At 72.1% G+C, this 22,020-nt stretch carries 19 protein-coding genes; 11 read left to right on the forward strand and 8 right to left on the reverse strand.

All coding sequences use genetic code 11. The features are described 5' to 3' along the window. The first annotated feature begins 33 nt into the window (after positions 1-33). Together AC1DP3_RS00575 and AC1DP3_RS00580 are read left to right on the forward strand one after the other, a co-directional pair. Complete coding sequence (locus AC1DP3_RS00575; protein ID WP_477290218.1) at positions 34-2,277, forward strand: ATP-binding cassette domain-containing protein; 2,244 nt, start codon at positions 34-36, stop codon at positions 2,275-2,277. Further along, positions 2,274-3,092 (forward strand): ABC-2 transporter permease, encoded by an 819-nt coding sequence (locus tag AC1DP3_RS00580; RefSeq protein ID WP_477290220.1) that lies wholly within the window; start codon positions 2,274-2,276, stop codon positions 3,090-3,092. The genes AC1DP3_RS00575 and AC1DP3_RS00580 overlap by 4 nt, the downstream gene beginning before the upstream one ends. A gap of 36 nt (positions 3,093-3,128) precedes the next feature. Here AC1DP3_RS00580 and AC1DP3_RS00585 read toward each other — a convergent pair whose 3' ends face one another. From AC1DP3_RS00585 to AC1DP3_RS00610, 6 genes are all read right to left on the reverse strand, one after another. Then, entirely contained in the window at positions 3,129-3,578 is a 450-nt protein-coding gene (locus AC1DP3_RS00585; RefSeq protein ID WP_477290222.1) for a hypothetical protein, read from the reverse strand. Between the two features lie 85 nt (positions 3,579-3,663). Then, positions 3,664-4,464, reverse strand: coding sequence for a uroporphyrinogen-III synthase (locus AC1DP3_RS00590; RefSeq protein ID WP_477290224.1), 801 nt, complete (start codon positions 4,462-4,464; stop codon positions 3,664-3,666). 192 nt (positions 4,465-4,656) lie between these two features. Next, positions 4,657-4,962, reverse strand: coding sequence for an RNA-binding protein (locus tag AC1DP3_RS00595; RefSeq protein WP_477290226.1), 306 nt, complete (start codon positions 4,960-4,962; stop codon positions 4,657-4,659). Further along, on the reverse strand, positions 4,952-5,353 hold the full coding sequence (locus AC1DP3_RS00600; RefSeq protein ID WP_477290229.1) for a phage holin family protein: 402 nt from the start codon (positions 5,351-5,353) through the stop codon (positions 4,952-4,954). The genes AC1DP3_RS00595 and AC1DP3_RS00600 overlap by 11 nt, the downstream gene beginning before the upstream one ends. Before the next feature lies 1 nt (position 5,354). After that, positions 5,355-5,744: a hypothetical protein gene (locus AC1DP3_RS00605; protein WP_477290230.1), complete on the reverse strand. Its 390-nt coding sequence runs from the start codon at positions 5,742-5,744 to the stop codon at positions 5,355-5,357. A 103-nt stretch (positions 5,745-5,847) separates the two neighbouring features. Continuing rightward, the gene (locus tag AC1DP3_RS00610; protein WP_477290232.1) at positions 5,848-7,308 is read right to left on the reverse strand and encodes a protoporphyrinogen/coproporphyrinogen oxidase; all 1,461 of its coding nucleotides are present in this window, start codon (positions 7,306-7,308) and stop codon (positions 5,848-5,850) included. Between the two features lie 81 nt (positions 7,309-7,389). Here AC1DP3_RS00610 and AC1DP3_RS00615 point away from each other — a divergent pair, with 81 nt between their 5' ends. Together AC1DP3_RS00615 and AC1DP3_RS00620 are read left to right on the forward strand one after the other, a co-directional pair. Then, positions 7,390-7,974 (forward strand): HhH-GPD-type base excision DNA repair protein, encoded by a 585-nt coding sequence (locus AC1DP3_RS00615; RefSeq protein ID WP_477290234.1) that lies wholly within the window; start codon positions 7,390-7,392, stop codon positions 7,972-7,974. Positions 7,975-8,337: 363 nt separating this feature from the next. Further along, positions 8,338-11,220, forward strand: coding sequence for an ATP-binding protein (locus tag AC1DP3_RS00620; RefSeq protein ID WP_477290236.1), 2,883 nt, complete (start codon positions 8,338-8,340; stop codon positions 11,218-11,220). An 18-nt stretch (positions 11,221-11,238) separates the two neighbouring features. On the opposite strand, the gene AC1DP3_RS00625 is transcribed toward AC1DP3_RS00620, so the two are convergent. Then, on the reverse strand, positions 11,239-12,048 hold the full coding sequence (locus tag AC1DP3_RS00625; RefSeq protein ID WP_477290238.1) for an ABC transporter permease: 810 nt from the start codon (positions 12,046-12,048) through the stop codon (positions 11,239-11,241). Then, positions 12,045-13,046, reverse strand: a complete 1,002-nt coding sequence (locus AC1DP3_RS00630) for an ATP-binding cassette domain-containing protein (RefSeq protein ID WP_477290240.1) — start codon at positions 13,044-13,046, stop codon at positions 12,045-12,047. Before AC1DP3_RS00630 ends, AC1DP3_RS00625 begins: the two co-directional genes overlap by 4 nt. Before the next feature lie 190 nt (positions 13,047-13,236). Here AC1DP3_RS00630 and AC1DP3_RS00635 point away from each other — a divergent pair, with 190 nt between their 5' ends. From AC1DP3_RS00635 to AC1DP3_RS00665, 7 genes are read left to right on the forward strand one after another with little or no spacing between them, the layout of a single operon-like run. Then, entirely contained in the window at positions 13,237-14,004 is a 768-nt protein-coding gene (locus tag AC1DP3_RS00635; RefSeq protein ID WP_477290242.1) for an FHA domain-containing protein, read from the forward strand. Then, complete coding sequence (locus tag AC1DP3_RS00640) at positions 14,001-15,101, forward strand: DUF6177 family protein (protein ID WP_477290244.1); 1,101 nt, start codon at positions 14,001-14,003, stop codon at positions 15,099-15,101. Before AC1DP3_RS00635 ends, AC1DP3_RS00640 begins: the two co-directional genes overlap by 4 nt. Continuing rightward, positions 15,101-15,385, forward strand: coding sequence for a hypothetical protein (locus AC1DP3_RS00645; RefSeq protein WP_477290246.1), 285 nt, complete (start codon positions 15,101-15,103; stop codon positions 15,383-15,385). The genes AC1DP3_RS00640 and AC1DP3_RS00645 overlap by 1 nt, the downstream gene beginning before the upstream one ends. Then, entirely contained in the window at positions 15,382-16,731 is a 1,350-nt protein-coding gene (locus AC1DP3_RS00650; RefSeq protein WP_477290248.1) for an EsaB/YukD family protein, read from the forward strand. The genes AC1DP3_RS00645 and AC1DP3_RS00650 overlap by 4 nt, the downstream gene beginning before the upstream one ends. Further along, entirely contained in the window at positions 16,728-17,519 is a 792-nt protein-coding gene (locus AC1DP3_RS00655; RefSeq protein ID WP_477290249.1) for a hypothetical protein, read from the forward strand. The genes AC1DP3_RS00650 and AC1DP3_RS00655 overlap by 4 nt, the downstream gene beginning before the upstream one ends. Then, entirely contained in the window at positions 17,516-21,634 is a 4,119-nt protein-coding gene (gene eccCa, locus AC1DP3_RS00660) for a type VII secretion protein EccCa (RefSeq protein ID WP_477290251.1), read from the forward strand. Before AC1DP3_RS00655 ends, eccCa begins: the two co-directional genes overlap by 4 nt. After that, entirely contained in the window at positions 21,624-22,016 is a 393-nt protein-coding gene (locus tag AC1DP3_RS00665) for a hypothetical protein (RefSeq protein WP_477290253.1), read from the forward strand. Before eccCa ends, AC1DP3_RS00665 begins: the two co-directional genes overlap by 11 nt. The last annotated feature ends 4 nt before the right edge of the window (positions 22,017-22,020 follow it).

Below are 22,020 nucleotides of genomic sequence, written 5' to 3' on the forward strand. Positions count from 1 at the left end.
GGGAACGGCTTCATGACCACGAGAGGGTTCGCCATGCCCGAAGGACAGTTGCTGGAGTTCGCTGCGGTCACCAAGCGCTTCGGCGCGGTCACCGCCGTGGATTCCTTCAGCGCCCGCGTCGAACCAGGACGGGTCACCGGATTCCTCGGCCCCAATGGCGCCGGGAAGACGACCACCCTGCGGATCCTCCTCGGTCTCGTGCGCGCCACGCAGGGCACCGCGACGATCGGCGGTGTGCCCTACGCCCAGCTCAGGCACCCCCTCCAGAACGTCGGAGCGGTGCTCGAGGCATCGAGCTTCCATCCGGGCCGGACCGCCGCCAACCACCTGAAGGTCTACGCGCAGGCCGCGGGCCTGCCGACGTCGCGCGTCGACGACGCTCTCGGCCTGGTGGGGCTCGGCGACGTCGGCGGACGCAAGGTCGGCGGGTACTCCCTGGGCATGCGCCAGCGCCTCGGCCTCGCCTACGCCCTCCTGGGCGATCCCGGAGTGCTCGTGCTCGATGAGCCGGCGAACGGGCTCGATCCTGAGGGCATCAAGTGGATGCGCGGCCTCCTGCGCGACCTCGCCCGCCAGGGACGCACGGTGCTCGTCTCGTCGCACCTGCTCGCCGAGGTGCAGCAGACGGTCGACTCCCTCCTCATCCTCTCGGCCGGGAAGCTCGTGTTCGAAGGCGCGCTGACCGACCTCGCCGACCCTTCCGAGTACGCGACTGTGGCCGATGCCGGGGATCGGGGCGCGCTCTCTGCCGCTCTGCATGCCGCGGGCGTCGACTTCGACGTCCTGCGCTCGGGTCTGACGGTGCGCGGGCTCGAGCCGGCCCAGGTCGGTCAGATCGCCGCCGATGCCGGCGTCGCGCTCTCGGCGCTGCAGCGTCGAGGGCCCGCCCTCGAAGAGATCTTCCTCGACCTCGTCAACGGCACGCGCGTGCACCCGACCACCGCTGAGCCCGCAGGGCAGGCTCCGGATGCCGGCGCCCTGACGGACGGCACCGTCCCCGCCGCGGCCGCAGGCGCTGTCGCAGCGGTCGCTGTCGCCGACGCCGCAGATGCCGCAGATGCCGCAGACGAGAGGGATGCCTCGGCACCCGGCGCTGAGGCGATCCACGGTTCCGACGCCGACGCTGTCATCGACGATGTCGTGGGTGATGACGAGATCGTCCCCGGCGTCGCCGAGCATGCTCCCGGGGATGCGGGTTCCCCTGGTGATGGCGCCTGGGGCGAGGACAGCGGGGACGAGCTCGAGGCTGCGCACTCCGGAGCGAACGAGACTCCGTCACCCGGTGCCGCCGCCTTCGCCGTCGCGAGCACCGGCATCATCGACATCATCCCGCCGGCCGAGGCCGCCGCGGCGGCGGACACCGCCGAAGCGGCTGGCACGACGGCTGGTACGGCCGAGGCCGAGGCCGACCGTCCCGCTGACGAAGCCGGCTCTGAGGACGTGGATGACGCGGACGGCGACGACGGGGGCGTGGACGATCCCGCCGATGCCGACGCGCCCGGCGGTGCCGCTTCGAACGGGGACGCAGACAGCCACGCGGACGAGGGATCCGATTCCGAGTCCGGGCCGGTCGCGCCGGTGCGCCCCGCAGAGCGGGAATGGAAGCCGCCCGCCGGGTGGGCGGAGCCGGTGGAATGGCGGGCTCCCGCCGAGTGGACGGGAGCGATGCCGGTTGCCGCTGCCGTCGCGCGGGAGACCGAAGGCGGGTCTCTGCCCGAGCGCGACGCGGAGCAGGCACCCGACGAAGCCGAAGAGGGCACCTCCGAGGATCTCCAGGGCGAGCCTGCGACGTCGATCCCCGAGGACTCGGATCGGCCTTGGGAGACCTACGTCAAGCTGGAATCCGACGTCGAGGCCGATCGGTTCTTCGGATCCTTCGACGAGGGACTGGATGCCGGTGAGCCGGCGACCCCGACCGGCGGACAGCCTCTGGTGAGTGCGATGGAGACGCCGGCGGCCACCGACCTCGGCGGCTCGTCCCCGCACTGGCATGAGCAGCCCGAGCCGCTCTCCGCGACCGCCGAGAGCCGCGCCACCGGCGACGACAGCGACACCGACACGTCGGATGGCGGCGACGCCCGAGATGCGGACGAGCCGAGTGCACAGCATCCCGATTCCGATCCCCCGGGCGATGCGGACGCGGACAGCGACGACAACCCCGACACCAGCTGGGACGCGGATGCCGGCTCGTCCGGCCCGATCGGCGACCTCTCCCCGGAGTGGGCGGATGCCGAGCGAGGGGACGACGACACGAGCGAAGGGGGCGAGCAGCGATGACGCTCGCAGCGACGACCCGGTCCGAGACGACCAAGCAGTTCACGACGTCGGCATGGTGGGTGCTCGCGGTCGTGCTCTTCGCCTACATCGGATTCACAGCGGCGGTGCTCGCCTTCGTGCTGTCGATGTCGGCCACGGGAGCCCTCGGCGGAGACGCGCCGCAAGCGCCCGAGGACGGCCTCGCCCAGATGCTGTACAGCACGGCGACGTCGGTGGGCTACGTCTTCCCCCTGCTCATCGGCACCCTGATGGTGACGGCCGAGTTCCGCCACAGCACCCTCACCCCCACGTTCCTCGCCACGCCGCGGCGCGGCACGGTGCTGGGGGGCAAGCTCGTCGTGGGCGCTCTGCTGGGTCTCCTCTACGGAGTGATCGGCGTGATCGCCGCCGTTGCTCCCTCCGCCGCGTTCCTCGCCGGATACGGCCTGTCGACTGAGCTCTCGTCGGTCGACACCTGGACGATGTTCGGACGGATGCTGCTCGCCTACGTGCTGTGGGTCTTCATCGGCATCGGCATCGGCGCGCTGGTGCGCAACCAGGTCGGCGCGATCGTCGGCGTGCTCGTCTTCACGCAGTTCATCGAGCCGGTGGCACGGGCGGCGGCATCCTTCGTCGAGGGCCTCCAGCGGGTGGTCGGCTACCTGCCCGGAGCGGCGAGCGATGCACTGGTCGGCGCGAGCGTGTTCACCGGCATGGCACCGGGGGCGATGGACGATGCCCTCGAATGGTGGGTCGGCGGACTCGTCCTCCTGGCCTACGGCGCGGTGCTCGTGCTGCTCGGCTACCTGGCGAGCTGGCGGCGCGACGTCAGCTGAACCGCGCGTCGGGGCCCGGCCTGGCCCAGAGCCGGCTCAGCCCGCAGCCGGGGCCGGCTTGACCGCGGACCGCTTGGGTGCGCGAGCGCGCTTCGCCTCGGCGGCGATGTCGGCGACGTCCGCCGCCTCGTCCGGAACATCGAGACGCAGCGCCTGCACGAGCGCCAGGCCATGACGAGTGGTGAGCACGAGCCGTTCGAACTCGGGATGGCCGTCGAGGTCGATCACGACTCCCGCGCGGTGTCGGCGGATGACCGCGAAATCGGCACCGCCTGTGGACTTCCACGTCCCCATCGCTGCGACGCCCTTCAGGTAGGTGCCGGGGCTCTGCACTCCGCGAAGCCACGTCCACGCGTCATCGGTGAGCTGCACCTTCGAGATGGCCGTGCGCTCGACCGTGACATTCCCCTTGTGGAATGCGAGGAGCCGCTCCGTCGGCGACAGGACGACCTCCAGGCGGGTCGAGTCGAGGAGGAGCGTCACCATGCGACTAGTCTGCCAGCGGCCGAGCGGCCCGAAGGGGTGCGTTTGCTCACAGGACCGCAACGATCCCTTTGTCGGAACCCGAAGATCAGCGGGCGAACTGGTCTGCGGGCTGGGGCAGCGGGAACTTCTCGACCGCATCCAGCAGGGCATCCACCGTCTGCCTGTCGGCCACGATATCGACGGCGAGACCGGCCCGGCGCGCGTCCTTGGCGGTGCGCGGACCGATCGCCGCGATCAGCGTGCCCGCCGGAATCTCGGGAAACTGCGCGTGGACCTGGTCGGCGACCGACCCGCTCGTCACGAGGATGGCGTTGATGCGCCCGTTGCGGACATCTTCGGCGATCCGGTCCGTCACGGGGACCCCGACGGTGCGGTAGGCCACGACGCTGCGCACGCGGTGGCCCGCCTCGGCGAGCATCCGCGTCAGAACAGGCTTCGCGATCTCGCTGCGGAGGGTCAGGATGTCGCGAGGCTCGGCCTCGAGGGCCAGCATCTGCTCGGCGAGCCCCGCCGCGGAGTTGTCCCGGTCGGGCACGAGGTCGACGCGGTAGCCGACGGCGGTGAGTGCGGCTGCGGTCGTCTCTCCGACCGCGGCGACCTTCGTGCGCTCGGGGATCGTCGCGCGATAGGAGTAGAGCACGTCGACAGTCGTCGCACTGGTGAGCGTCAGCCAGTCGAAGCGGCCCGACTGCAGGTCGTCGAGCGCCTGCTCGAGAGTGGCCGGGTCGTTGCTCGGCGCGAAGTTGATCAGCGGGGCGATGACCGGCACCGCGCCGCGACGGCGCAGGGATGCGGCGACGCTGTCACCCCAGGGTCCACCGCGGGGTACGAGCACGCGCCGTCCAGCGAGCGGCTTGGCTGCGGTGTGCTGTGGTGATGCATTCATGGGGTCGACTCCCGTGCGTACTGCTCAGCCAGCCGCCCCGTGTATCGAGCAGCCGACCAGCGAGGTGGAATCACCGAGGGCCGGGATTCTCGCCGTCGGCAGCATCCGCACCATCGCACTGCCTCGTTCCGAGCATACTCCCAGCTTTGCGGGGGCGTCGGCTCGGCCTGCGGACATCATCGGAGTGCCTGGTCAGCGGGAGTACGACCGAACGATCGCCCAGACGATGGCCCCCACCAGCGCCGCGCTCGCGATCACCGCCGCCGTGGCTGTGACCGGCTCGTCCTTCGCGAACACGCGAGCCCGCGCCGCGAAGCGGTCGCTCGCGCGGGAGACACGCCGGGGCACGTTCCCCTTCTCCTCGATGGCAGCCAAAGCGGCCTTGAGCTCGGCGCGGGCGCGCTCCACGGGATCGGTGAGGCCCAGGGGAACGGCCGTGCGCGGAAGCACGACCGCTTCGACTCGCGCCACTTCAGAACCGACGGCTTCAGAACTCATCGCGAACGGCCTCCACATCCTTGACGATCGAATGAACGGGATTCTCGCTCTTGACGACTTTCTTCCACTTCAGGTACCCCAAGAGCCCCATCACGATGGCTGCGACAAGGAGGATACCGAAGACCGTGAGCGCCGCGGCCCACAGCGGCATCCACGATGCCAGCCCGTAGACCATGAACGCCCCGAGCGCGGGGATCGACCAGAAGAGCAGGAAGAGCGCGCCGACGATCCAGCCGGAGCCGATCCCCGCATCCTTCGAGGTGCGTCGCACCCACGCCTTGGCCGCTTCGATCTCGGCGGTGACGAGGTTGCGGACGAGTTCAGGGAGTTCGCCGACGAGGGTGAGCAGACTCTCGTCGGCGCGGTCGCGGAAACCGCGCGGAGTCGTCATATCAGGCGCCGCCGGGACCCGGGGTGGCGATGTCGTCGAGGGCCTCGTCGATCGCGTCTTCGGCTGCCTGTGCGCTGACGTCGGCAGAGCGCTGCACGTCGTCGGCAGAGGTCTTGGCGGCCTTCACCGCTGCGTCGAAGCGTTCCGAGGGCGTCCCCTTGACGGAGGCTGCCTTCGTCACCTTGACGGCGCCGTCCCACAGGGTCGACGGGAGCGCCATGGCGCTGGACTTGGCGAATTCCTTGGCTTTCGTGACCTGCTCCTGCACAGGCTCGAGGTTCCAGACCTTCTCGGCCTGGGCTTTGATCTGCTCGTACCGCTCGCGACCGGCACGCGAGCCGAGCACGTAGCCGGCGGCGAGTCCGATGACGAGTCCTACCTTGCCTTTCATGGGCGTCTCCTCACGCTCGACGGGTGGTGCGTCGTCCCAGGTTAGTCCGGCATGCCGATTCCGGCATCTGCCCTTGACACATCCACCCCCATCGTGGGCGAGGTCAGGCCGACGTCTCACCCCAGAGCGCCTGGCGGCGGGCATCGTCCGCGATTGCGACGGCATCCGGAACCACCTGGGCGAGACCGGATCCCGCGAGCCATCCCCCGACGGCAGAAACCCCTCCCACCGCGTCGATTGCCGCGCGCGCGGCATCGGTCGCCGTCTGGTGCCCGAGCGCGGACGCTGGGCCCGCCGGGTGCAGCCGCACCCGCGCAGACCCGAGCACGTCGGTGAGCGGCGCCTCCAGGAGAGCGGATGCCTCCTCCTGGGCGAGTGTCGTCGCTGCGGCGTCGTCCAGCGCCGGCGTCGCGGCCGGCGAGCCGCCGGCGCCGAACACCACCCTCAGCACGTGAACCCCTGGTCCCGCGGTCGCCGCGAGCCACGGCCACCGTGCAGTGGAGTGGATCAGTCCGGCGGCGCGAGAGGTGCCCGCCACCGGGTAGACGGCTCCGCCGCGCGGTGCACCGTCCAGCCGGGGAGCCCGGACCACGAGGGTCACGACGTCCAGCGGCTCCGTTGGGTGCGCGGTGGGCGGGAGTGCGGGAGCCAGCGGCCCCAGGAGAGCGCGCGCCGCCTCCTCGGGAGTCGCGATGATGACGTGATCGGCGGGATCGACCGGCGGAGCCTCTGCGGCTCGGAGTACCACGGCCCATCGGTCGTCGTCGAGCCTGTCGAGCGAATCGACCGGTGCGCCGACGCGGATGTCTGCGCCCAGTTCGACGAGCCGCGACTCGGCCGCCTGCACCAGGCGCAGCATCCCGCCGTCGATCGTCTCGAGAGTGGGGCCTGGAGCGCGGTCGACCAGCAGGTCTGCCACTGCCCCGCTCAGCGAGCCGGTGCGGGTGAGTGCGGTGCTGAGCCCCGGGGCGACCGCTTCGACGTCGATGTCGTCAGGGTGCGTCCCGTAGATGCCCAGGCTCACCGGCGCGACGAGTCGTTCGAGCACGGCGTCGCCCATGCGCGTGCGGACGAGCGTGCCGAGGCTGCGCTCCTTGCCGATCGTCAGGGGTGGGCGCACACGATCGAGGAAAGCCCGCCACGCGCCGCCCCAGCCGATGATGCGCCGGACGGATTCGTCCCAGGGGTTCTGCGGAATGCCGACGACCGTCTCCGCCGGGAGGGGCGCGGCTCCTGAGCGAAGACCGGAGATCCAGGTCGCGGTGGCTGAAGCCGGGACGATCGAGTCCTCGAGCCCGAGCTCGATGGCGAGCGCTCGCACCGCGCCGGCGCGCGTCGACCAGCCTTCGGCCGCGGCGTCGAGTCGGAGCCCCGCGACGTCGATCGGCGCGAGGGTGCCCCCGAGGCGATCCGATGCCTCCACCAGCGTGACGCGCAGGCCGAACTTCGCGCACTCCAGCGCCGCGACGAGCCCCGCGATGCCGGCGCCGACCACCACGACGTGACGCTCGTGCGCGGCTGCCGCCAGGTCGCCGAGGACGTCCCGCCCACTCGAATCCGCCATTCGCACCTCCTCATCCATCCTCCCATCCGGCTGCTGCAGCCCGTCGTGGCGAGCCCCCCACCCGAGTGCGAGACTGGCGGCATGACGCTTCACATCACGGGAGACGCCGACGCCGACCGGCTGCTGAGCGAGGATCCCCTCGCACTGCTGATCGGGATGCTGCTCGATCAGCAGGTCGCGATGGAGGTCGCCTTCTCCGGGCCGCTCAAGATCGAGCAGCGCGTGGGATCAGTGGATGCCGCCACCCTCGCCTCTTACGACCCGGACGCCCTCGTGGAGGCGTTCCGCCAGACGCCGTCGATCCACCGGTACCCGGGATCCATGGCCGCGAGGGTGCAGAGCCTGTGCACGGCGCTCGAGCAGGACTGGGGCGGCGAGGCGGCCGCGCTGTGGACCCGAGACGACCCCGACGGAGCGGAGGTCCTCCGTCGGCTGAAGAAGCTGCCGGGGTTCGGCGAGCAGAAGGCCAAGATCTTCCTCGCGCTGCTGGGCAAGCAGTACGGTTTCACCGGCGAGGGCTGGCGCGAGGCGTCGGCGCCCTACGGGGAAGACGGTTCGTACCGCAGCGTCGCCGACATCGTCTCGCCGGACTCGCTCGCCAAGGTGCGAGAGCACAAGCGCGAGATGAAGGCTGCCGCGAAGATCGCCGGGGGCGGCGGAGTCTGATCCACTGCGTGTCGGTCTCGCGGGAGGAGAGGGGTAGGCGGGCTTTCGGAGGAAGTGTCGCCGATCGGAGGAGCGAGCCGCGGGATTCATCCTCCGCTAGCCCGCATCTCCTCCGCAGGCCGCACCCCGGATCCCCCACTCCCCGGCTCCGCTGCTCCGCACCTCCGCGGTCCGTGGGTTCCCCACAATCGCGCAGGTCCGCGAAGTGCGGACGGTGGGCGCGGGGCAGTGTGGATCGACGCAGGGTGGGACTCGGGATGCTGTCGCGCCGGCCGGCGGTGGTCGCTCCGGTCACCCTTCTCCGCAAGTCGGGGTTCGGTGAGCGGGCTCTCGAACGGCCTCTCACCCTCATAGGGTTGACGCGTGCGGCTGAGGTTCTTCGGCGGGCTCGCTCTGGAAGGCTCTGGGGGCGAGCCGCTCGTCGTCGCCGGCCGCGGCCAGCAGGCGCTGCTCTACCGGCTCGCGCTCGATGCCGGCACCACGGTCGCGTACCGTCCTCTCGCGCAGGACGTCTGGCCGGATGACGCACCCGGCGACCCCCGAGCGGCACTGCAGTCGCTGGTGTCGCGGCTGCGGAGGGTCCTCGGCACCGAGACGATCGCGTCAGAACCGGGCGGGTACCGGCTCGCCGTCGCTCGCGAAGACGTCGATCTGACGGCGTTCCAAGACCTGGTCGCTGCGGCGAGACGCAACCCGGACACGGCTCGGGCGACCGTGCAGGCGAGGGAGGCGCTCGGCCTGTGGGTGGGCGACCCCTGGACTCCGGGCCTCGATTTTGACTGGGTCGTGCGCGATCTGCTCGAGGATCGGGCGCACGCGGAGCGGATCGTCCGCGAGGCAGCAGGTTCGCGGACCGCTGAGCCGGCGTCACCGCTCGCAACTGCCGCGATCCCGGCCGCACTGACGCCGCTCGTCGGCCGGCACCGCGAGCTGGCGACGATCGGCGCGCAGCTGAGCTCCGAGCGCCTCGTGACGCTCATCGGGCCGGGCGGCGCCGGGAAGACGACGCTCGCGCTCGAGACCGCGCGGGCATGGGGCGATGCGACGATCATCGTCGAGCTCGCTCCGGCGGCTCCCGGAGATGTGTGGGCGGTGGTCGCGGCCGCCGCGAGCCGCGGGATCCGCACCGCAGACACGACATCGCCCGCACCGGCGACGCCGCGGCAGCGCGCCTTGGATGCGCTCTCGGGTCGGGCGGTCCTGATCGTGCTCGACAACTGCGAGCATGTCTCGGCAGAGGCGGCCGACGTCGGGCTGGCGCTCCTGCGGGCGGCACCCGCCGCGCGAGTCCTCGCGACGAGCCGCGAGCCCCTCGGCGTTGCGGGCGAGGCGTTCGTCGACCTCGGCCCACTGCCGGCCGAGGATGCGATCGATCTCTTCTCCAGGCGCGTCCGGGCCGCCCGCGGAGAGGGCGCGGCACCGCACGAGGCCGCCGTCGTGGAGCGGATCGTCCGGCGCCTGGACGGCCTTCCCCTCGCCCTCGAGCTCGCGGCGGCACGCGCCCGCACCCTGACCCTCGACGAGATCGACTCGGGTCTCGATGATCGATTCGCCCTCCTCGCGGCGGGGCCCCGCACATCGGATCCGCGGCACCAGACCCTGCGGGCGCTCGTCGATTGGAGCTGGGAGACGCTCAGCGGAGCGGAGCGCGAGGCGCTGCTGGCGGCATCCGTCTTCCCAGATGGCGTCGCCGCCGTCGACGCGGCTGCCGTGGCGGAGCAGTTCGAGACGGATGCCGCCGCCTTCGACCTGCTCGTCGACCGATCGCTGCTCCGCCGCGGCGACGGGGCGTACCGGATGCTCGAGACCGTCCGGGCGTATGGACTGGATCGCCTGCGCACCGGGGGCGGTGAGACCGACGCCCGTCGTCGTCACGCGGTCGTCATGGCGGAGCTCGCGCGAACCCGCGACGATTCGCTCCGGGGCCCGGACGTGCGGCGCGCGCTCGACTGGTTCGACGCGAACGAGGAGAATCTGTCGGCCGCCCTCCGCGCGTCCGCCGAGCAGCCGGGGCTCCACGAGACGGGCGTCGCGCTCGTCCGGACCTCGATCTGGCAGTGGCTCATGCGCGAGCGCTTCCCGGAGCTCGAAGCGGGGATCCGCCGGTTCTCGTCGGCGGACGGCGCGCTCGACTCCGAGCCCGCCACGGTCGTGAACGGCTTGGCCCTCCTGCTCGCAGCGATGGCGAGCGGTCGACCGGACGGTCGGCTCGCCGAAGAGCTCGGCGACTTCGGACCGCGGAGCGACCGGGTCGTAGAGGCCGCTCGGCGGCACCCGTCCGCGCTCACGCACGTGCTGCGACCGCTCCTGTCAGCCGTAGCCGAGGCGATCGACCGGCACGTGGACGGGGGCCTGTGGGCGCAGAGCTTCCGCATCCCTGACCCCGCGCCTGACGCCCCCTCCTGGTCGTGGGCCTTCGTGAGCATGATGCGCTCGGCGGTCGCGCAGAACATGGGAGATGTCGAGACACTCGGAGTCGAGAGCGAGCGGGCGATGGATGGCTTCCGTCGGCTGGGGGATGTCTGGGGAACGGCCTTCGCGAGCCAGCTGCGCGGCGAGTGGCTCGCGCTCGAGGGGCGCCTCGAGGAGGCACTCGAGGTCGCGGATGCGTCCACCCGGGACTTCACGGGGCTGACGTCGGTCAGCGACCTGCTGCAGCAGCGGTCGCAGAGTCTGGGCATCCTGCTTCGGCTCGGGCGTATAGAAGAAGCGCGCGGACGGCTCGCGGAGATGGAGGTCATCGCCCGGAATGAGGGGTCGGACCGCACCCTCGCCCAGCTTCACATGAGCGCCGCGAGCGTCGAGATCGCCGCCGGCGACGGCGCCGCCGCGCTGACGCAGCTCGACCAGCTGCCGAACGACGCGATCGGGCCCGGCTTCCCGGATCAGATGACCGCGTGGGCCGCGTCCAAGCGCGCTCAGGCGCTCATCCTGCTGAGCAGGCTCGATGAGGCAGCCCGCACCATCGCGGTCGCGCTTCCGCTCGCTCGCCGCACCGGCGACCAGCCGATCCTCGCCGACGTGATCCTGTCGCTCGCGGGCTGGCTCGCCGCGGCAGATCAGCGCACGGCCGCGCACCGCGCCGTGGCTGTCTCCTCCGCGGTGCGAGGGCGGGCAGATGCGACCGATGTCTTCTACCGCCTCGTGCTCCCAGACGGCGATGCGGCGCCGGAGGAGATCCTCCTCGGCGCCGCATCGGACGAGCTGGACGGGCTTGCCGCCCTGCTGCCGCAGCCTTCCGCCTAGGGGAGGCTGCGGCATCCGTCATGCCTTGCGCATGTACGCCCGCACGGTGAGCGGCGCGAACACAGCCACCACGACGACCGCGCCGACGAGGGTCGCGACGATGTCCGCCCCCGCATCCACGCCCAGCGTGAGCGCGCGTGTCGCCGAGACGAGGTGCGTGACCGGATTGATCGACGCGAACCAGGCGAGTGCCGGAGGCAGGGTGTCGATCGGCACGTAGGCGTTCGAGAGGAAGGTCAGCGGGAACAGGATCAGGAACGAGATGCCCTGCACCGACGCCGCCGTGCGGGCGATCACGCCGAAGAACGCGAAGATCCAGCTGAGCGCCCAGGCCGCACCGATCACGAGCAGCCCCGCAGCGAGCACGCCGGCGAGGCCGGCCGCGGGCCGGTAGCCCATGAGGTATCCGGTCGCGAAGGTGAGGATCGTCGCGATGGCGTAGCGGAGCGTGTCGGCGAGCAGTGCCCCCGCCAGTGGCGCCACCCGCGCGATCGGCAGCGACCGGAACCGGTCGAAGACTCCCTTCTCCATGTCTTCGCGCAGCTGCACGCCTGTCACGACGGAGGTCGTGATGACGGTCTGGACGAGGATCCCCGGCAGCAGGAACGGCAGATAGCTCTCGACGCTGCCGGCGATCGCGCCGCCGAAGATGGACGCGAACATCACCGTGAAGATGATCGGCTGGACCGTGACGTCGATGAGCTGTTCGGGTGTGCGCCGCACTTTGAGGAGACCGCGGCCGGCCATCGTGAGCGAGTTGCGGACGGACTGGCCGATGCTCACGTGGTTCTTGAGCGCGGTGGTGGCGGTGAGGGATGAAGTGGTCATGCGCGGCTCCCTTCGAGCGCTGCTTCGGGCTTCTCGGAGTCGACGACTCCGTGGCCGGTCAGGGTGAGGAAGACCTCGTCCAGCGTGGGCTTCTGCACGCTCATCTCCGCGAGCCGGATACCTGACTCGCGGAGCGTCACCAGCAGGTCGGTCACGAGATCCGGGTCCTGCATGGGCGCGGTGAGCCGAGCGGCTTCGGGCGTCACGGCGGCCGCCACGCCGAGCACGCGCTCGACCGCGATGCGGACATCGTCGAGGTCGGCGGGGTCGGCCGGGCGAAGCTGCAGGCTCGATGTTCCGATGGAGCTCTTGAGCTCGTCGGGTGTTCCCTCGGCGACGACCTTGCCGGTGTCGATCACCGCGATGCGGTCGGCGAGCTGGTCGGCCTCGTCGAGGTACTGGGTCGTGAGGAGGACGGTCGAGCCGTCGGCCACGAGGCGGCGGATCGTGTCCCACATCTGTGCGCGGGTGCGCGGGTCCAGGCCCGTGGTCGGCTCGTCGAGGAAGATCAGCGGCGGGTGGGCGATGAGGGATGCCGCCAGGTCGAGGCGCCGCCGCATGCCGCCGGAGAACTTCTTGAGGGGGCGCTTGGCGGCCTCGGTGAGGCCGAACTCCTCGAGCAGCTCCGCCGCCTTCCGGCGGGAGTCGGCGCGCGACAGCCCGAGCAGGCGCGAGAACAGCACGAGGTTCTCCGTGGCCGAGAGCGTCTCGTCGACCGACGCGTACTGGCCGGTCACGCCGACGAGCTGCCGGACGATCTGCGCCTCGCGCTCGACGTCGTGCCCGAAGATCTCGGCACGTCCGCCGTCCGGGCGCAGCAGGGTTGCGAGCATGCTGATGGTCGTGGTCTTCCCGGCGCCGTTGGGGCCCAGGACCCCGTACACGGTTCCGGCCTCGACGCGCAGGTCGACGCCGTCGACGGCACGGTTGTCGCCGAAGACCTTCACGAGGCCCTCAGCCCGCACGGCGAGGGTGCCGGCGGAGATGGATGAAGTCATGGGAATGCCTTTCTCTGAATGGCTTCCCACAGCGTGCCGGTCGGGCGCTGTCATTCCGCTGTCGCGGCGGGGCAGGCACTGTCAGCCCGCTGTCACCGCGCTGTGAGCGCCCCCGGTGCGGCCTCCACGCGGGCGGCGCCGTGGGTCCGTCTAGACTCGGGGGGTTCCCTCGGGGGGAAGCACCTTTGCGATGACCACAGTGGACCAGACGACACCGGGCGACGTTGATCCGCTCGTCCTCACGGCGCCCGCACGCGCGAGCCAGCGCCTCGCCGCGCTGGCACTCGATGTGCTCGTCCCGGTCGCGCTCGCCGTGATCGCGAGCCTCCTTTTCGTGTGGGGATTCGAGTCCGGCGGCTGGATCCTCGCCATCGCGGCGGTCGCGTTCGTCGTCGTGAGCCTCGCGACGCTGGGGCGGTCGGGCCGGACCCTCGGCCGCATCGCCGCCGGGACCCGCACGGTCGAGCGGTCGACCGGCGCGGCGGCCGGGGCATCCGTCCTCTCGAGGCTGGTCGCCGGACGTCTCGGAACCTTCGATGTCCACCGTGGCCGCGACCCGTTCGCGCCTGCACTCTCGCCTTTCGAGTTCCCCGTGCAGCAGCGCCTCGTCGCGACTCCCGCGCGGAGCACGCTCGCCCCCGTCCTGGAACTGGATTCGGGGCAGCGCCTGACGCTGGACGCAGCGCTCGTCCTGGGCCGCAATCCTTCCGCCCCGCCGGATGCCCCCGCCGAGATCTACCGCTGGACCGACCTCTCGCGCACCCTGTCCAAGTCGCACGCACGTCTCGAGTGGGATGGCCGCCTCGTGTGGGTCACCGACCTCTCCTCGACCAACGGCACCTTCGTGCGGACGGCGAGCGCGTCGCAGCCGCTCCTTCCTCACCAGCGCACTCCCCTCAGCGGCGAGACGATCCTCGAGCTCGGCGATCGGCTCGTCACCGTGAGGGTTGCGGCATGAGCGCGGCGACGATCGACCACCCTCTCCTCGACGGCCGCGGATCCGGCTGGGCGGCGACCGAGTCGCGCGCGGACGTGGTGGCGCTCACGGTCGGAATGAGCGACTTCCTCCACCGCGTCGCGACCGCGGGGGACCGGCCGATCGTCGTGTCGGGTGAGCACTCGCGCATGACGCAGCCCCTCGCCGAGGCGCTCTCCGCCGTGCAGGGGCACTGGGTCATCCGCACCACCGACGACGGATGCTACGACGCCCGCACGGGGGCGCCCCTCGCCGAGCCGGAGGCCGTGCTCGAGCTTCCGGCGCACCCCACGCAGGACGGGGTGCATCGCGCCTTCCTTCGGGCCGCGGTGGCGACGAGGCTGCAGATCGTGGTGACCGTGTCGACGCGGCACCGCGTGAGCAGACCCGTACGACTCGGCGGGGTCCTGGAAGCCGCCTCCGAGCGGTTCGCCGGGCGGATTCCGGATGCCTGGGGACCGACCGAGCCGCTCGTCGCACCCTGGGACCGCGACGAGCTGACCGAGCGCACCCGCCGCCGCATCCCGATCGACAGCCGCTGGGCCGCGGTCACCTCGGGCGAGCATCCGGTGCTCGGCACGCTGCACATCGCGCGCACCGCAGAGGGACTCGAAGAGACCACGCGCCTGTGGGCCGACATCGCGGGCCCCGCAGATGACGCGGTCGACGGCCTCGGACTCGCCGCACGCGAGTTCCTCGCCAGGGCCGCCGGGATCGGGATGCCGCTCCTCGGCGTCGCGTTCGCCGCCATCGGGTCACCCGATCTCGCCCGCCGGTCGACCGCCGCGATGCAGCCAGAGCCGCTCGCGCTCCTCGTGGGGCCGCCCGGGGTGCGCGCCTCGGGCATCGATGCCCGCCGCTGGGCGAGCGAGTTCGGCGCGGCGGTCGTCGGCAGTCCCCGCCTTCCCGGGGTGCTGCTGCCGCTCGGCTCGCCCGCGGGCGGCGGCTGGCAGCGCCTGGCCGAGGTGCTCCGGACACTCGATCCCGCTCGCGTCGGTGCGCTCCTCTCGGTCTCGCCTCAGGTCGCGGCGCGCCTGCGGCAGGGAGCCGGCCCCGGCGCGGCAGAAGGAGGTGCCTGATGCCCGATCAGCGCGACACCGTGCTCATCGAGCAGGCGAAGATCCAGCGCATGCGCCTGGGTTCCGCCCTTCTCCACGGCCGGATCGATGAGCGCCGCACCGTGAACGACCACTCCCGCCGGCTCATGGCCTCGCTCATCCTCGCCGCGGTCGCCTGCGCCACCTGCGTCGGCATCTCCTTCGTCCTGCAGCTGCTCGACGATCGCCAGGCGGCCCAGCCGTCACCGACGAGCACGTCCATCTCGGCGCCTTCGTTCGAATCGACCCCCTGGGAAGCATCGTGAGCACCTACACCCGGCTGACCGTCGCCGGCAGCACCCGCCGCGCCGAGGTCGTCGTCTCGAGCGACGAGCCGCTGGGCGCGGTCCTCCCGCGACTTCTCGATCTGCTGGGCGAGACGGGCGGCACTGTGGCGCGGCCGCTGACGCTCGTGGCGTCCGACGGCGAGCAGGTCGACGTCGGGCGCTCTCCGCAGCAGCTCGACCTCGGAGACGGCGCCCTCCTCCGCCTCGTCCGGCTGGACGCGGCCCCGCCCCCTCCTGTCGTGATCGATGTGACGGATGCGGCGGCAGACGTGCATGAGTCCCGCCCCGATCGCTGGGACGGCCGCGCCCGGAGCATCGCCGGGGGAATCGGCATCGCGCTCGCGGCGGCGGCCGCGGGACTCATCGCACCGTACGGGGGAGCCGTGACCGCCTCGTGGGTGCTCCTCGGCATGATCGCCGTGCTCCTCGGGATCGCGACGACGCTCGGCCTCCTTCGCCTGCCCAGCGTCTCGGCCTGCATGACGGCGGCTGCCGCCGGGCTCGTCGTGCCGCTCGGGCTCGCCGCCTTCACCGCGACCGGTGCCCAGGGCTACGAGTCGGCGAGCGCAGGGCTGATCGGCGCGGCCGTCGTCATCGCCGCGGGGTCCGCCGTCGTGCTCCTCGGCGTCGGCGTCGCCCTGCGCCGCCCGGGTGCGGCCGCCGGCGGGGCGGTCGGCGCCGTTCTCGCCACACTGCTCCTCGTGCTGCTCCTGGCGGGAGTCGGCGCGGAGGCATCCGCGGCCGTCGCGGGCACGATCGCCGCCTTCGCAACCGGCCCGCTCCCGTGGATCGCACTCTCCGCCGCCGGTCTCACGCGCCTCGACCAGGGCGTGGCCGAAGGCGAGCGAGTGGAACGTCCGCGGGCGTTCGCGGCGATCGACGACGCCTACTCGGCCCTGACGTGGAGCGTCATCTTCGTCTCCGCCGTACTCGCCGTCTCGGGCGTCGCCCTTGTGCTCGCGTCCGAGCTGTGGAGTGGGCTGCTCGCCCTCACGTTCGCACTGGTGGCGGCTCTCCGGTCCCGGGCATTCCCGCTGCGCGCCCCGGTGTGGGCGCTGTGGGCCGTCGTCGCGGCGATCGCGGGAACGGCCGTGCTCACGCAGCTCACCAGCTTCCTCGCCTGGATCGGCATCGCCGTCTCGGCGGCGTCCGCCGTTCTGATCGCCGTCGCCGTCCTCGCCCGTCCCGCCGCGCACGTCCGGGCACGCCTCCGGGGCGTCGGCAATGTCGTCGAGACACTCGCCGTCGTTGCGCTCCTGCCGCTCCTGCTCGGAGCACTGGGGGTCTACAGCGAGCTCCTCGGCATGTTCGGCGGCGGATCGTGACGGCCATCGCCGCGCGGGATCTTCCGGCCGCGCTGTTCGGCAGCGCTGCCGCCACCCGCACCCGGTTGACGGAGTGGGATGCCGCCATCCGCGGCATCCGTTCCACCTCACGCCGGATCGGGTTCGTGTCGCTCGAGAAGGGCTCTGGTGCCACGACCCTCGCTGAGCAGGTGCTCCGCGTCGTCGCGGCGCGGCGCGCCGAACCGACGCTCGCGATCGACGTCGCCGGCGGTGAGCACGATCTCGGCGCACGACTCGGCGGCGCGCCGATCCCGCCGAGCGAGGCCCGCGCCGGAGCTCGGACGACAGCAGATGCCGTCACGGGGCTTTCCGCCGGAGACGGCTGGTTCACGTTGCGCCCCGGGTCCGCCGAAGGCGCGATCGGACCGTGGCTCGCCGAGGCTGCCCCGATCACGCGCTTCTTCGAGGTGTCGATCACGGACTTCGGCGTCCGGCATCCGCTCGTCGACCTCGCTGGCTGCGCCGCGCTGTGCGACGTCGTATGCGTCGTGAGCAGCGCCCTCCGCTCCCCCGCCGAACTCGCGCGCGCGGTCGTACCCGCCATCGCGGCACTGCCGGAGGGCCCCACTCCGGTGCTGGCCCTGGTGGACCACCGTCGCGAGGGCGGCGCGGTCGCGCGCACCATGATGGCGGATGCTTCGCCGGTGGTCGGCATCCCGTTCGACCGCGGACTCCGAAGCGGCGGGCGAGCGACCGGCCCGGCCCGTCACGCGCTCCTGCAGCTCACCGCAACGCTGCTGTCCGCGCGCAAGGCGGTGGGCTCGTGACGATCCGCGTCGTCCACCGGCCGGCGCGCATCACCCGGCCGCTCCCCGAGCCCGCCGAGCTCGTCCTCGCTCCCCCGCCGCCGATCGGCGAGAGCTCCACGCCGTTCCCGATCCAGTCGCTGCTCCCGATCCTCGGGAGCCTGTCGTCCATCACGATGATCGTGCTGCTGCGCAACAACCCGGTCATGGTGGTGGTGGGCGCCGTCATCCTCGTCGTCGCGCTCGTCGGCGGCCTCGGCATGGCCTTCAGCGCCCGCGGCAATGCTGCCCGGCAGCGCCGCGTCCAGCGCGAGCGCTACCTCGACTATCTGGAGGAGCAGCGCATCGCCGTGCGCGAGATCGCCGATGCGCATCGGGATGCCTCGCTCGCCCTCGATCCCGCTCCCGGGACGCTCATCGAGGTCGGCGCCGAGCCCGCCCGGCGGTGGGAGCGCCGCCCCGGCGACGCCGACTTCCTCCGGATCCGCATCGGCACCGGCGACCTCCGCGCCGTCGAGGTGAGGCTGCCTCCCGAGCAGAACCCCGTGCAGCCCTTCGACCCGGTCATGAAGGGCGCCGCCGCGAGGCTGGTGCAGCTCGCGGGCGTGGTCCAGGGCCTCCCGGCGGTCCTCGACCTCGAGCGCGGCGGCCACGTCTCGATCGTCGGCCCTCGCGAGCATACGGTGGGGATCTGTCGCGCCATCGCGGCGCAGATCGGCAGCCTTCACTCCCCGGATGACGTGCAGCTCGCCGCCGTGATCCCGACATGGGCTCGCGACGAGTGGCGGGGGTTCGACCTGCTGCCCCATGTCTCGGCCACGGCGGTGCCGGCCGGCCAGGTCGCCGCCCGGCGGATCGCGCCGACTCTCGCCGAGCTGGTGTCCCTCCTCGCCGACGAACTGCGGGACCGCGTCGCCTCGGCCGCCGCGACGCGCCGCACCGGGCGCCGCACGAAGCCCGCTCGCCTGGTGATCTTCATCGACGAGGGGACGGATGCCGCGTCGGCTCTCCCCCGCCTCGACCCGGCGCTGGATCTCGCCGACCTCGGGATCACCATCGTGCACGTCGTCGACGACCGTCTGAAGGAGCCCTCCGCCGTCGCGGCACGGGTCACCCTCGCCGATGGCATGGCCGCAATCGAGACACCGGGCACCGGCGAGGAGGCCGTGACCGGCATCCGTCCCGATCCCGTGTCGACCGCGCTGCTCGAGGTCATCGCCCGTCCGCTGGCCGGACTTCGCCTCACGCGCACGAGCGCCGTCGATGCGCAGACGTCGCTCGCGCCCGACGTCACCGAACTGCTCGGCATCGCCGATGTCGACGCGCTCGACCTGCGCGAGGCATGGAAGCCGCGCTCGCCGGGCGACTTCCTGCGTGTGCCGATCGGCGTCGACGACAGCGGGGCGCCGGTGCTGCTCGACCTCAAGGAGTCGGCACAGCTCGGCATGGGCCCGCACGGCATCTGCATCGGCGCGACCGGCTCCGGCAAGAGCGAGCTGCTGCGGACGCTGATCCTTGGTCTTGCCCTCACGCACTCACCGGACGACCTCAGCATGATCCTCGTCGACTACAAGGGCGGGGCGGCGTTCGCGCCCTTCGCCGGGCTCCCCCACGTCGCGGGCATCATCGACAACCTCGCCGACGACCCGCAGCTCACGGAGCGGGCGCGGGCCAGCATCCAGGGCGAGGTCGTGCGCAGGCAGCGACTGCTCAAGGAGGCCGAGAACGCGGCGTCCATCGGGCACTACCGCCGGCTCCGTCGCGAGCGCCCGGAGCTTCCCGCCCTTCCGCACCTCTTCCTCGTGATCGATGAGTTCGGCGAGCTGCTGACGGCCGAGCCGGAGTTCGTCGAGCTGCTGCTCACGATCGGCCGCATCGGGCGGTCGATCGGCGTGCATCTGCTGCTTTCCAGCCAGCGGATCGAGGGTGGTCGCCTGCGCGGCCTCGACACGTACCTCTCCTACCGCATCGGCCTCCGCACGTTCTCGGAATCCGAGTCCGCCGTCGTCCTGGACACCCCCGACGCATTCCACCTCCCGGCGATCCCGGGTTTCGGCTATCTCAAGGTCGACACCTCTGTCTACACGCGCTTCCGCGCGGGATATGTCTCCGGAGCCGTTCCCGCCGCGGCGGAATCCGACCCGTCCCGGTCGGACCTGCCGACCCTCCTCGAGCTGCCGCCCTACGATCGTCCGGCCGTGGACGACGACGACGCGGCTGTCACCCTCTCGCAGCCCGAGGCCCCCGTGACGGGGCGGACCCTCGTGCAGGCGGCGGCATCGCGCCTCACGCGGGGCGTGGTCCGCACGCGTCCGGTGTGGCTGCCGCCCCTGCCGCCGGTGCTCACGCTCGGCGGCGTGCTCTCCACGACCGAGGGCAGCGGCGGGCTCCGCGCGCCCCTGGGGCTCCTCGACGACCCCAGTCGTCAGCAGCAGGCGCCGTGGCTGCTCGACCTCACCCGGTCGGGCGGGCACGTCTCGATCATGGGTGCACCCCAGTCGGGGCGCTCCACGTTCCTCCGCACGCTCGCCGCATCGCTCGCCTTCACCCACTCGCCGCGCGAGGTCAGCGTCTACGGCATGGACCTCACCGGCGGCGGTCTCGCGCGCATCGAGCCGTTCCCGCATGTGGGAGGCGTGGCGACGCGCGGCCATCGCGAGCGGCTCTCACGTCTCCTCGAGGAGCTCACCGGGATGCTGGCCGTGCGGGAGCGGGTCTTCCGCGACCATGGACTCGACTCCCTCCCGGACATGCGGCGCCAGCACGCCGCGGGGCGGCTGCCCGAGCTCCCGAGCGCGGACGTCGTCCTGCTTGTCGACGGCCTCGGGGCGCTCCGCACCGAGTTCGAAGATCTCGAGCCGGCGTTCGGCCAGCTCCTCGAGCGCGGCGGAAGCTTCGGCATCCACATCGTCGTCACCCTCTCGCGCTGGAACGAGCTGCGCCTCAACCTGCAGGGCTTGGTCGGCACACGGCTCGAGCTCAAGCTCAACGACCCGGCCGACTCGCAGATCGCGCGGAAGCTCTCCTCGACCCTCCGGGCCGACGAGCCCGGCCGGGTCGTGACCGATGACAAGCTCTTCGCGCAGGTCGCGCTGCCGCTCCTCGAAGAGGTGGACGATGCCGACATCGGCGATGCGCTCGAGCGCATCGCCGGCGAGAGCGCCGCGCAGTGGGGAGGACCCGGCGCTGCGCCGATCCGCCTCCTTCCCGAGGAGCTGTCGCCGCTCGATCTTCCCGATGCGCTCGACGAGCCCGATCAGATCCCCATGGGCCTGCGCCAGGACACGATGACCCCCTTCACCGTGCACCTCGCCGACCGCGACCCGCACCTTCTCGTGCTCGGCGACTCCCGCTGCGGCAAGACCACCGTGCTGCGGGGCGTTGTGCAGGGCGCCATCGACCGGTACTCGCCGGAGGAGCTGGTCATCGGCCTGATGGACGCCCGCGGCGAGCTGGCCGCCGACATCCCCGACGACTATCTGGGCGGTCACGCCACGTCCGGGCGCCAAGCCCGTCTGCTCGCGGATTCGATCGCCGCGGAGCTCGAGAAGCGCGCTGCCGACCGCAGCGCGGGCGGTCCCCGCATCCTCGTGATCGCCGACGATTTCGACATCCTCGCGGCCGGCGGCGCCGAGCCGCTGCGACCTCTGGTGCCCTACCTCGCGTCGGCGCGCGATCTGCGATTCACGGTCGTGGTGAGCCGGCCCGTCGCCGGTGCGTCGCGCGCGATGTTCGATGTTGCTCTGCAGGGCGTGCGCGACACGGGCGGCACGGCGCTCATCATGTCGGGCGACCGGTCGGAGGGCCAGCTGCTCCCGAAGCTCTACGCCGAGCCGATGGTGGCAGGCCGAGGCCGTCTCGCCCGGCGCGGCGAGCGTCCCGCGCTCGTTCAGATCGCTCAGTTCCAGGCGACGCGGGAGACGGATGCCCCACCCACGGCGCCGGAGTCGCCGATCGAGCCCGCGTCACCCGCCGTCGCTCCGGCTGTGGCCACGCCCTCCGCGAACGGCGACGGGGCCGAGGCGCTTCTCGGCATCGCTCCGGTGCTCGTTGCCGACCCCCCGGCGGTCTCGGACCCCGTCGGAGCCGAAGCGGTGCCGGGCCTTCGCCGGAAAAGGAGACAGGATGCCCCGTAGCAGCGTGCTCCTCAGCCCCGTTCCCGTCGACGCAGAAGCGGTCGCGCGAGCGGCGGGAACTGTCTGGCGTGCCGCTGCAACCCCGACAGCATCCCCCTTCGAGCTGCGTCCCCTCGACGAGGGGGCCGTCCTCCAGGTGCTGGCGGACGACGTCGTCGTCCTCTCCGTCCTGCGCCCGCGGATGCTTCCCCGCCTCAACGAGGTCGGCCGCCTGCTGCCCGGCGTCGAGGCGCCGGAGTCCACCTCCTGGTGGAGCGAGGCCTACACGCCGTGGCGCCCCGAGGGCGCGATCGGGGTGGCGATCCTCGATGCGGTGGCCGCGGCATCCGGGGCCGTCATCGTGCACCAGGGGCTGGCGCCGTCCTGGCGCTCCGCGAGCTGATCGA

It is taken from the genome of Microbacterium sp. P5_B6 (assembly GCF_056400345.1).